The sequence below is a fragment of the Methanoregula sp. genome (genome assembly GCF_028712425.1).
Lineage (GTDB): Archaea > Halobacteriota > Methanomicrobia > Methanomicrobiales > Methanospirillaceae > Methanoregula.
This window is the reverse complement of record NZ_JAQTQD010000011.1, coordinates 46564-57966: the sequence shown is the minus strand read 5'-3', so window position 1 is coordinate 57966 and position 11403 is coordinate 46564. Positions and strand designations below refer to the sequence as shown.

Sequence of the window (11403 nt, the reverse complement as noted above, 5' to 3'; positions counted from 1 at the left end):
TGTTGTGGATAGGTGATAGTGTACCGTGGTTATACTTATAATTTGTTAATTTGGAAAACGAACATATTGAAGTCAGAATTTTGATTTGTGGCACAATTTTAGGGATCGCAGCAACAATCTATATGAATCTAATGCCATGCAATAACACGAGAAAACCACCCATAATCCTTATATCCTGAAATCCTCGAAATCCCGTGGGCGGATACGGGTTGTATACAGTAGGAAAATGCGGGGAGCAGGTGTCGGGTTATTTCACGATTGCAGCAAGGAACGCCTGCCCTTCGGGGCTCGAAAATAAGGGGAGATCGGACTCCGCAACCACGGTGCTGCGCTCTGTGATCACCGTCTCTCTTGTGATCGGGTTGAACCCTTCCTTCTCCGTGAGTTTCTTGTACACGAGCGTCCCCCTGCGCTGCCATGCAGGGGTGGTTGCGAGGTTGAAGCCCCGCTCATGCATCATCTCGTGGAGGGCTTTTGCCGGGAGACCCGTAAGCTGTTCCTGCGCTTTTCTCGGGTCCAGCCCTTCCTCGATGAGGGCCTGCTGGCAGTAGGCATTGATGTGGTTCCGCCATGCCTCGGCCTGCCGGTTGACAAGGTACTCCTTCGCGTACTCCGGTGTTGCCGGGATGACCCGGGCATCGAACGCAACGAGCGTCGTGCTTCCCAGCGCGAGCGTAAATGAACTGGCGGCATAGGATGCTGCAACACTGTCGAGTTTCTCCACCCGGCCGGAGAACGGGAGTTTCGTGAAGTACAGGCTGATCTCGTCCGAGAAGGTGTACGCGAGATCGGGATTGAGCCCACTGTCGGCAACAAGCGCTGTACAGGCCGTCACCATTGCCTTGTGGAAGAAATCGTCAAACGGCCGCTCAAGGCCCAGCACATCGGAAAGATGGTGGAATGCCCGCCCGTCGAGCCGCAAAAAAACCGGAGGAAGGGCGGTGATCGTGGAGAAGATTTCCCGGTTTTCCATAGGAGTACCATGCGGGAGGAGAAAATACCGTGGAATCTCCCGCTGTCCTCAAGGTTTAGGATGAGATTATTCCATGTCGCCGCTGCCGCTGCCGCCGGCAAAGGCTCCGGGCAGGTGGCGGATCAGGACGATATCGTCGATTGCGCTGATGATCCGGTACGGGATCTTGAGGCCCTTATAATTCTTGAGCTCGAAGAGCTGGTCGTTGACCTTGCCGACGACGAGCGACTCCATTTTCTTGGATTCCACGTCAAGGACAACATCCTCGACTTCGCCAATGAACATGCCCTTGTCCGTATAAATCTGAAGCCCGAACAGCTCGGTAATCTGGGTTTCCATCGTTATCAGATGAAAGTATATACTTAAGAGTTAAAAAGATAACCCTTTATTATGGACGGATCTTTCCGGATCGGGCGCATTTTCGGGATTCCGATCCTGATCCACTATACGTTCCTGCTTGTCATCCCCCTCTTTGCCTGGATCATCGGCAGCCAGATCCCTCTCACGGTCGGTATGCTGGAGGACATCTACCAGGTCCAAATCGACACCTCGGTTGCGACTGCGGGGTATATGCCGTGGGTGCTCGGGACCATCGTTGCCTTTGGCCTCTTCTTCGGGGTCCTCGTCCACGAGCTCGCCCATTCGCTCGTTGCCCGGGCAAAAGGGATCGCCATCAAAAGCATCACGCTGATGATCTTCGGCGGCATCGCGACCATGGAAGAGGGAGTCCCGGACCCGAAAGCGGAACTCCCGATGGCCCTTGTCGGGCCGATCGCAAGCCTCATCTTCGGGATCCTCTGTTCACTGCTCATCTATGCCGTCCCGTTGTTCACGGACGACCCGGGCATGGCAGGCGTCCTCATCTTTACGCTGGGCTACCTCGGGGTGCTCAACATCATCCTCTGCGTCTTCAACCTGATCCCGGCATTCCCCATGGACGGGGGCCGGGTGCTCCGGGCATGGCTTGCGCAGCGGATGCCCCTGCACCGGGCAACCCAGATCGCCGCAGATATCGGCAAGGGCTTTGCCATCCTCTTTGGTATTGTCGGCCTCTTTGCGTTCTCGCCCTTTTTGATCCTGATCGCCCTCTTCATCTATATCGGGGCGAACATGGAGTCGAGTGCCGTCAAGTACAGCCACCTCCTGCAGGACGTCACGGTCGGATCCATGATGTCGAGCCCGGTGGCAACCGTAGGGCCCACAGTGCCGGTGAGCCAGGTCATCACCATGATGTACTCAAGCAAGCATCTCGGCTTTCCGGTCATCGAGCGGGACACGCTGGTTGGCATGATCACGCTGGCAGACATCAACAAGACCTCGCCCATCGATCGCGAGGCCATGCAGGTGAGGGACATCATGACCCGCGAGATCATCACGCTCCCCCCGGAGGCCCCGGTCATCGACGCCCTCCGGATCATGTCGGCAAAGGATATCGGGCGGATCCCTGTTGTGGCTGACGGGAAGATCCTCGGGATCGTGACCCGGACGGACATCCTGAAGGTTACGGAACTCCGGCAGGTCTGAACTCCAAATACCCTCCCCTCATTTTCTCTCCACATGGTGCACTTCGGACCGGAGGTATGGTTGTGGGGCGCCGGGGGCCCGGCACAAGTACACCGCCCGACCCCCCTTCACCAGTTCAGGGGAACCCGCATGGCAGGGCCGGGGCCGTGCAAGAAAGAAGATCAGAATTTCAGCAGGCCGTCTACCGGAGAGTCCCCTGCGACCTTCCGGTATGCGGCAGGATCGGCAAACGGCCGCTTTGCAATAACGGCTGCCACTTTCTTCTTCCCCACACCCGGCAGCCACTTGATGGCTGACGCAGGCAGGGTATTGATCGCGATCGGGACGGGGAGAGCAGTAACCGACCGCATCCCCCAGTCAACGACAACGGCGTCGGTAACCGTCCTTTCAGGGAGCCGGAGCGGGATGCCGACAAGGATCGGGTAAGAGCCCGGCTGCCTCCCGAACGAGAGGTCCCCCGATACTTCGACCCGCACATCTCTGAGAACCGTGCCAATCGGGAATACCCGCCGGAGCATCGGCAGGTCGATCCGGTTCCGGACAAATTCCTTGAACTGCCGGAACCGGCGCTCGTGCTTCCCGAGCGTGTTGTCTGTATAAGCCCGGGTGCCTTCAAACGGCATCACCTGCCGGATGTTCACCCGCCGCACCGAGAGGCCGGCATCCAGGACTCGGGCGAGGAACTGCTCATTGAGATCATACGTCTCTTCCGTCTCCCCGGCAAGCCCGCAGACGAAGTTGAGGCCCGGGAGGAGTTCGGGGACATTGTTTCGGCGTTTCCCGCCTTCTTCGTTGACAATCCGGATAGCAGAGAATACCTCATCCGGCAGGGCTTTGAGGTTGTTTGCCCGGACAACCGCAGGATCGGCCGTCTCCATGCCGAACGCGGCAACATCACCCGGGGTGTGGTGCCGGATGATCGCCCGGAGCGCTTCCCTTGCCGCGTCCTCGTGCCGGGCAATGGTCTGCGGGTTGGTGTTGTCGATGTGGAGTGTCCTGAGTTCCGGTGCGGCAGAGCGGATCGCGGAGAAGAGGGCATCGAGTTTCTCCGGTTCCGGTGCGGGATACTCTCCCGTCCCGGCCCCGTACGCGAGGATATCCGGTTGCCTACCCACCCGGAAATGCCGGGCACCAGCGGCATGGAGTGCGGCAACCTCCCCGGCAACTGCGGCAATGGTCCGGTAGCGCGGCATGCCGTAGAACGGCTCCGTGCAGAACGAACAGCCGCCCGTTGCCCCGTGCGGACAGCCCCGGGCAGTCTCCAGCTCGCACATCACGAACGGGAAGTCGGGGTGTTGTATGATGATGCTGCTTCCCGCAATGCTCCACGGATCGGTGCGGGAATAATCCAGTACTCCTTCAGGCTCGTTCCCGTCCAGGTAATTGTCCAGCGCAACCGCTGGTTCACCGGAGAGCAGGGCATCAAATCCGCTGATCACCTGCCGGACTGCTTTTTGCCCACCCTCCCCGGCATACCCAAAGCCGATGGGGCCTCCGATCAGTTTCCTTGGCCCCTTCACCATGTGGCCGACCTGCTGGATCTCGGTGAGCGTTGCGGGAGTTCCCCCGAGATATTTCCCCGGTACCGTCACCCCCGCGATCATGACCAGCAGGTCAGCCTTGTTCAGATCACCAGCCCGCAGCGGCTCTTTTCTCAGCTGGTCGATGGTGAGGTACCGGACGGAATACCCGCGGGATACGAGCGCACCTGCCACGGTGCGGATGTAGGGCGAGACATAGGGGGGGACTCCGAGACACGCGGGCTCGTCAACGTACCCGTCGAGGATGAACGCAGTGCGGGTCATGCCGTGATCCCAATCAGGGCAAGAAGTTTCCGTGCCCAGAAGAGTTTCCCGCGTTTTAAGGGGTCAACGTCCGTGTCGTCAAGGTCGAATCCCGCGAGGGTTATCCGTGCTGCCCCGAGCTCGTGAGCCGCAAAGGCTGCCCGGTCGCCGTCCGTGAACCCGCCGAAGTTGTGCACGTGCGGCAGGGGGGCGGCCTGTGTTGTCCCCACGATCCTGCCCGGGAACCGCGGGACCCAGTGTTTCAGGAGCGGGATGTTGTCGCCATGGGCATGGACCACCACGATGGTTCCCTGCCGGTTCATCTCAATGAGCCGGTCGGTTGCCCCGTCAAGGTCCGTGAATACCGCATCCGGCAGGATACCGGCATCGTCCAGCACTTCTGCCGCGGCATCGGCGGCAAAGACAACCCCATGGACTGCGGCGAGGTCCTGTTTCAGGCACGGGGCGTTCCCGCAGACCGTCACCTCGTTTCCGTCAGTTATCGTGACAAGCGAGATGAGGTTGTCGCGGTCGAGGAGCGATGCGAGGATACGGGCAGCCTCTTCATCTCCTGCCCGGTCGAACCCGAAGTATTCGAGGATCTCGCGGTAGTGGGGTTCCCATTCGGAATATTGCATTGGTTTCGCCCGATCCTCCCGGCCCTCCGGCTTGATGCGCCCTATGGGGCGCCGTTCTTCTTCCCCTCGTTCTCGAGGCCAACAAGGGTCCGGAACTTCTGGAGGATTGGCTCGATCACGATTGCGAGGAGTTTCTCCTTGTCCTCCACCTTCCCGAAGTAGTTCAGCGGAAGGCTAGCCGCCCCCATGTTCGGGTGGCCGCCGGCATCGCCTATGTCCCCGAACGCCTCCGCAAGGGCGTTGCCGACGTGGAGCCGGATGTCGCGGTTGCGGGCCGATATGACAATCGCGGAGTCGGTGATGCCGTACACGAGCGCGGTGTTCACGCCCTCGAGCGTGATTAAAAGATCGGCTGCCTGCGGAAGGGAGTCGCGATTCATCACGTAGCCGACGTTCGCGAAGAGGTACCCGCTCTGGATCTTCCGCTCATGGATGGCCTTTCCCATCACATCGAGGGTCTCCTGCGACATGGACGGGGACATGATCTTGTCGAGTAGTTCCGCGTCCGTCAGGGGCAGCAGGAAGCCCGCATAACTCAGGTCCTGCGGGGTGACGTTGCGCTTGAACTCCTTGGTGTCGGTCCGGATACCATAGAGCAGGGCGGTTGCGACACGCTTGTCCACGGGGATGTCCAGCTCCTGCAGGTACTGGGTCATGATGCTTGCGGTTGCGCCGACCCCGGGCCGGATATCGATGAAACAGCCCTGCCCGGCTGGGTGGTTCCCCTCCTTGTGGTGGTCGATGATGATGTTGATCTTGGTCTGGGCGGGGATGTCGTTATTGGCACCGGGGCCCGAGCAGTCCACGAGGGCGAGGTAGGTGCATTGTGCGAGAGCATCCGGCGTCAGGCGCTCCATCTTGATGTCCAGCAGGTTGACAAAGGTCCGGTTCTCCTGGTGCCCGATGTTGCCTTCGTAAAAAATGCGGGGGGTAAGGGACTTGCTGTTCGCCTTCTTTGCAATCTCGGCAAGGGCCATGGCGGAGGAGATGGCATCCGGGTCCGGGTTCTTGTGGGTGATGATCCCCAGCGTCCCCTCCCAGCCGGCAATCATCGTGAAAAGCCGCTGCGCGATCCGGCTCGAGTGCTGTTTTTTGATCTGGAGTACCGCGGACCGGGCCACGACTTCCTGCGGGTAGAGGACGATATCGGCACCGGCAGCCGTCAGTTTCTGCCCGTTCGCCGGGTCCGTTGCACGGGCAACCACCTGGACGGAGGTGTGGCGCTTCTTTATCGCGAGCAACGCAGCAAGGTTCGCGTCGCCATCACCAGTCATGACGAATGCAATCTCGAAGGGGGGGAGCCCGGCAAGCATCTCGGACGAGGCGATGTCGCGCTGGTACGCCTCGAAATTCTGGTCTTTAAGGCTCCGGACCCGGGATTCGTCCCTGTCGACAACCATTGCCCGTTCATGGTCCTTTGCCAGTTCGAGGATGATGTTGAACCCGTTGGTCCCGCACCCGAAGATCCCGTATTTGACCGGCCCCTGTTGTCCAACCGGTGGTTCCAGTGGCATTGTACTGAAGATCTATCTGTTTTGGATAATAAGGAATTGCAACCGGTGTGGGCGGATATTGTATCGCGTTCTTCCGGAAATGGGAAGATGCGGTGATTTTTCCCGGGCATTATCCGCAACCTTTATTCGCAATCATCAACCACATTATTAGGCCTAAGTAAGCGGGTCTGTAGCTTAGTTCGGCATAGCGGCGGACTCTTAATCCGCAGGTCAAGGGTTCAAATCCCTTCAGGCCCGTTCCCTTTTCCTATCCGAGACTTGAGCGAAGCGCAATTCGAGGAGGAGAGGAACGTATCGCTGTTCTTTTTGTTCCGAAGCTTCGACCAGAGCGATAGTCTGTTTCAGAGCCCGATACCATGAGCACATACTATCCCTCTTCCCAATTTTCCTGAATGAAAAGACGACAGAATTCCCATTCGTGCCCTGCGCTGATGGCCCGCATGAGCACGTAACATTCATCTTTCTTCCGGACAATTTTTCATCGGGTCACATTGTACTCAATCTCTCCCTCATGGGACAACCTGCATGCTGTCACTTCTCTATGTCGATGATGAACCGGGACTGCTCGATATCGGAAAAACCTTCCTTGCGACCAGCGGGGACTTTACTGTAACGACTGCCCTGTCCGGCAGGGAAGGTCTTGCGGCGCTGGCGGCGCACTCCTTCGATGCCATTGTCTCGGATTACCAGATGCCGGAGATGAACGGCATTGAGTTTTTAAAAGCCGTGCGGGAGTCCCATGGCTCTATCCCCTTTATCCTCTTTACCGGCCGGGGGCGCGAGGAGGTCGTGATCGAGGCGATCAACAACGGGGCGGACTTCTACATCCAGAAAGGGGGCGATCCCAAAGCACAGTTCGCCGAACTGGCCCACAAGATCCGGCAGGCCGTCAGCAAACGGCAGGCCGAGTACGCCCTCCAGGACTCCGAGAGGCGCCTTTCTGACCTCATCAACTTCCTCCCGGATGCCACCTTTGCTATCGACACGGACGGGAAGGTGATCGCGTGGAACCGTGCAATCGAGGAAATGACCGGTATTGCTGCCTCTGCTATGCTCGGGAAGGGGGAGTACGAGTATGCACTACCGTTCTATAGCGAACGCCGCGCGATCCTGATCGACCTGATCTTCGAGCCGGATGACGAGGTTTCCCGGCGCTATTCCAATATCCGGAGGGACGGGAATACCCTTTCCGCAGAGACCGGCCTGCCGGCACCGAAAGGGAAACGGATCTTTGTCATTGCGAAAGCCAGCCCCCTCTATGACAAGGCCGGAAATATCACTGGCGCAATCGAATCGATCCGGGACATCACTGACCGGAAGAAGGCCGAGGAAGCCCAACGGGAGAGCGAGAGGAGGTTCCGCGAACTTGCCGAACTGCTGCCCCTTGGGATCTATGAATCCGATGCAACCGGGAGACTGATCTATGTCAACCGCCGGGCACTGGACATGTTCGGGTATACGGCAGAGACGTTCTCCCGTGGCGTGGATTTCCGGAGCGCTGTTGCACCTGCGGACCGGGACCGTGCTTCGGAGTTTTTTCAGACGATCCTGGAAACAGGGATCAGCGATAATGCCGGACGCGAATACTCCGCGCTACGAAAAGACGGCACGAGCTTTCCCATCCTGATCTTTTCTTCTCCCGTCATCAGGGGCGGCAGGGTCGCCGGGACACGCGGCATCATCGTCGATATCACCAGCCGGAAAAAGGACGAGGAGAAACTCCGGGCAGTCAACGAGGAACTTGCTGCGTCCGGTGACGAACTCCGGGAGCAGTTCGAGGAACTTGCTGCAAGCGGGCGGAGGATCCGGGAGAGCGAACTGCGCCTCAAGTACATGCTCGGATTCTACGAGCATGCTGAAAAGGGTGATGAAGACCTCCGTTCCTATGCAGTTGAAGGCGCCTGCATCGTCAGCTCGAGCCCGCTTGCATACCTCGCGTTCATGAACGAGGACGAGAGCGAGCTCACCATGTACGCCTGGTCGAGATCGGCGATGGCCGAGTGCGCGATGCAGGAAAAACCGATCGTGTACAAGACCGGGAAGACCGGGTTGTGGGGGGAGGCAGTCCGTCAGCGCAGGCCGGTCATCACGAACGATTATCCGGCCCCGAATCCCGCAAAGAAAGGGTACCCCGAGGGCCATCCCCACATCCTCCGGCACATGAACGTGCCGGTGATCGATGAGGGGCGGGTTGTGCTCGTGGCCGGCGTGGCCAACAGGGCAACCGATTACACCGAGAGCGATGCAAACGAGCTGCTCCTCCTCATGCAGGGCCTCTGGAACCTCTTAAAGGCAAAGCGGATGGAGGAGGAACGCAGGGCAGAAGAAGAGAAGTACCGCACGGTTGTCGAGCACAGCAACGATGCGATCTATATCTACCGGGGCGACCGGCTCCTCTTCGCCAACAGGAGAGCGTCTGAACTCACCGGGTTCAGCGGAGAAGAACTCCTTGCCGGAAACATCTGGGACCATGTCCATCCCGACGACCGTGCACGGTTGCAGGAAGCACGGGACCGGAGAACGGCGGGGGAAGACATCCCGCATTCGTTCTCCGCCCGTGTTGTTACCCGGAACGGGGAGGTCAGGGCCTGCGAGTTTACTGTAACTCTCATCACGTACCAGGACCAGCCGGCGCTGCTCGGGATCATCCGGGATGTGACGGAGAAACAGCAGCTGGAAGCCGAGCGATCTGCCGCGTTCGAGCAGCTTGCTAATGCCGAGGAAGAACTCCGGAAACAGTATGACGAGCTTGCCGATGCTGAGGAGCAGATCCGCACCCGGACGCAGCAGATGGAAGAGATCGCCGCAACGGTGCCGGGAGTCGTCTTCCAGTTCTATGCCCGATCCGAAGGCAGCATAGGATTTTACTATGTGAGCGGGAGATCGCTTGAGATCCTCGGCCTCGACAACAATCCTTTGGAGTTCTTCCCGGCATTCGCAAGCGCGATAGACCCTTCAGACAGGGACCGGTTCATAGATTCGGTTCATACCGCGATTGATTCTGAAACCCTCTGGGATTTTACCGGAAAATTTGTCAAACCTTCAGGAAATGTGATCTGGTTCCGGGGGATGGCAAGCCCGGTCCGGCATGGCGATGAACTGGTCTTTTCCGGGGTTCTCCAGGATATTACGGACCGGATCGAGATCAGCCAGGCCCTCCAGAAAAGCGAGGCAAAGTTCAGGGCGATTACCAACCAGACGTCCCAGTTCATCGGGTTGATCGACCCGGACGGAACGGTGATCATGGCAAACCGCACCGCCCTCGACTTTGCCGGCATTGCGGAATCCGTTGTGGATGGACGCCCCTTCCGGGAGGCCGCCTGGTGGCCCCACTCGGCTGAAATACAGGAGCAGCTGAAAGACGCGATACAGAGGGCTGCATCGGGAGAGACCGTGCGGTTCGAGACAACACATATTGCAGCTGATGGCCACACCGCGTATATCGACTTCTCGATCAAGCCCGTGAAGGGAGCTGATGACAAAATCCCGTTCCTTCTTGCCGAGGGAACGGACATCACCAGGCGTAAGCTCGCTGAGATCGCGTTGAAGGAGAGCGAGGAAAAGTACCGGCTCATTGCCGAGAATTCTCCCGACATGATCTTCTTTTTGGATACCAGCGGTACGGTCCGGTACATTAATCCGCTGGGAGCACGCTCAATGCTCACCATGCCGGAGAACCTCACCGGCAAGAACCTCTACTCCCTTTTCCGGCCGGATATCGCCGAGAAATACATGGTGGAGATCCGCGGTATTGTTGAAAGGCGTATCCCTTACCGGAATGAGGTTATCGAACACCTGCCATCCGGTACGTTCTGGCTGGATGTCCGCCTCATCCCCCTCCTCGACTCCTCCGGTTCTGTCTTTGGGGTTTTGGGCCTCATCCATGACGTCTCGCACCGGAAACAGGCAGAGAACGCCCTCAGGGAATCGGAGGAGAAGTACCGCCTCCTTGTCGAGAACACGTATGATATCATCTACCTGATCAATCCCGATGGTGTATTCACCTTTGTCTCGCCCAGCTTCACGGAACTTCTCGGGTACAGGCCGGAGGATGTAACAGGACAGTTATTCCAGAAGTTCATCCATCCTGACGATGTTGTGCTCTGCGAGGAGGCATTAAGAAAGGTGGTCGCAGGCGGCAAACGGGTGTCAGGAGTTGAGTACCGGATATTCCATGCCGATGGTTCGGTCCGGGTCCATACATCAAGCGTTTCACCGGTTCTCGATAAAACCGGGCGGGTGATGACCTACCTGGGGAACGCCCGGGACATCACGGAGATGAAACAGGTCCAGAACGCAATAAAGGAGAGCAACCGGAAGCTCAACCTCCTCTCCAGCATCACCCGGCACGATGTTGCCAACCAGCTCACGGTCATGCAGGGCTATGCGCAGCTTGCCGCCCTCAAAAAACCAGATCCGGTGGTCGTGGACTTCCTGGAGAAGATCTCCTCGTCGATCGAGACCGTCCAGTACCAGTTGGAATTTGCCAAAACCTACCAGGACATGGGTGCCCACGCACCCGTGTGGGTCAGTGTCCGGGACGTTATCGAGAGCGTGAGGCCCCCGCTCCCGGACCTTGACATACGCTGCGGCTCCTGCGAGATCTTCTCCGATCCGATGATCTCGAAGGTCTTTTTAAACCTCTTTGACAATGCAGCACGGTACGGGGGGACCGTGACGGTTATCACGGTCCGGTGCGGGCTCAATGAAGACGGTGAACTCGTCATCACCTTTGCTGACAATGGCATCGGCATTCCGCTGAACGAGAAACAGAAGATCTTCGAGAAAGGATACGGGAAGCATACCGGCTTCGGGCTCTTTTTAGTCCGGGAGATCCTGGCAATCACCGGTATCACGATCCATGAGATCGGGACGCACGGGAAAGGCGCAATGTTCGAGATCACGGTCCCGAAAGGTGCGTTCCGGTCAGCGGAGAAAGAGATCAAAGAGAAATGAGCAGGGTGCGCGGT

At 58.5% G+C, this 11403-nt stretch carries 7 protein-coding genes and 1 tRNA gene; 3 read left to right on the top strand and 5 right to left on the bottom strand.

Going from position 1 to position 11403, the window contains the following annotated elements; translation table 11 throughout:
- Positions 1 to 247 precede the first annotated feature (247 nt).
- Positions 248 to 973, bottom strand: coding sequence for a tRNA(His) guanylyltransferase Thg1 family protein (locus PHF39_RS07705; RefSeq protein WP_300222551.1), 726 nt, complete (start codon positions 971 to 973; stop codon positions 248 to 250).
- Positions 974 to 1039: 66 nt separating this feature from the next.
- Entirely contained in the window at positions 1040 to 1312 is a 273-nt protein-coding gene (locus tag PHF39_RS07700; RefSeq protein WP_300222548.1) for a PRC-barrel domain-containing protein, read from the bottom strand.
- A 51-nt stretch (positions 1313 to 1363) separates the two neighbouring features.
- On the opposite strand from PHF39_RS07700, the gene PHF39_RS07695 reads away from it, so the two are divergent.
- Positions 1364 to 2497, top strand: coding sequence for a CBS domain-containing protein (locus tag PHF39_RS07695; RefSeq protein WP_300222545.1), 1134 nt, complete (start codon positions 1364 to 1366; stop codon positions 2495 to 2497).
- Positions 2498 to 2658: 161 nt separating this feature from the next.
- Here the strand turns inward: PHF39_RS07695 and PHF39_RS07690 are convergent, their stop codons facing one another.
- Genes PHF39_RS07690 through PHF39_RS07680 form a run of 3 tightly spaced genes read right to left on the bottom strand, consistent with a single transcriptional unit; the run spans position 2659 to position 6433 of the window.
- The gene (locus PHF39_RS07690) at positions 2659 to 4302 is read right to left on the bottom strand and encodes a radical SAM protein (RefSeq protein WP_300222543.1); all 1644 of its coding nucleotides are present in this window, start codon (positions 4300 to 4302) and stop codon (positions 2659 to 2661) included.
- Positions 4299 to 4919 carry a 6-hydroxymethylpterin diphosphokinase MptE-like protein gene (locus tag PHF39_RS07685; RefSeq protein ID WP_300222541.1) on the bottom strand — a complete coding sequence of 207 codons (621 nt, stop codon included), beginning with the start codon at positions 4917 to 4919 and terminating at the stop codon, positions 4299 to 4301. Before PHF39_RS07685 ends, PHF39_RS07690 begins: the two co-directional genes overlap by 4 nt.
- 41 nt (positions 4920 to 4960) lie before the next feature.
- A complete protein-coding gene (locus PHF39_RS07680) occupies positions 4961 to 6433 on the bottom strand; it encodes a DHH family phosphoesterase (protein ID WP_300222538.1) in 1473 nt (490 codons plus the stop codon).
- Positions 6434 to 6596: 163 nt separating this feature from the next.
- On the opposite strand from PHF39_RS07680, the gene PHF39_RS07675 reads away from it, so the two are divergent.
- Positions 6597 to 6670 (top strand) — tRNA-Lys (locus PHF39_RS07675).
- A 288-nt stretch (positions 6671 to 6958) separates the two neighbouring features.
- Positions 6959 to 11389, top strand: coding sequence for a PAS domain S-box protein (locus PHF39_RS07670; RefSeq protein ID WP_300222535.1), 4431 nt, complete (start codon positions 6959 to 6961; stop codon positions 11387 to 11389).
- The last annotated feature ends 14 nt before the right edge of the window (positions 11390 to 11403 follow it).

What these genes read in the sequence shown, in the direction of transcription:
- PHF39_RS07705 (WP_300222551.1), bottom strand. Translation starts at nt 973, where the DNA reads ATGGAAAACCGGGAAATCTTCTCCACGATCACCGCCCTTCCTCCGGTT.
- PHF39_RS07700 (WP_300222548.1), bottom strand. Translation starts at nt 1,312, where the DNA reads ATGGAAACCCAGATTACCGAGCTGTTCGGGCTTCAGATTTATACGGAC.
- PHF39_RS07695 (WP_300222545.1), top strand. Translation starts at nt 1,364, where the DNA reads ATGGACGGATCTTTCCGGATCGGGCGCATTTTCGGGATTCCGATCCTG.
- PHF39_RS07690 (WP_300222543.1), bottom strand. Translation starts at nt 4,302, where the DNA reads ATGACCCGCACTGCGTTCATCCTCGACGGGTACGTTGACGAGCCCGCG.
- PHF39_RS07685 (WP_300222541.1), bottom strand. Translation starts at nt 4,919, where the DNA reads ATGCAATATTCCGAATGGGAACCCCACTACCGCGAGATCCTCGAATAC.
- PHF39_RS07680 (WP_300222538.1), bottom strand. Translation starts at nt 6,433, where the DNA reads ATGCCACTGGAACCACCGGTTGGACAACAGGGGCCGGTCAAATACGGG.
- PHF39_RS07670 (WP_300222535.1), top strand. Translation starts at nt 6,959, where the DNA reads ATGCTGTCACTTCTCTATGTCGATGATGAACCGGGACTGCTCGATATC.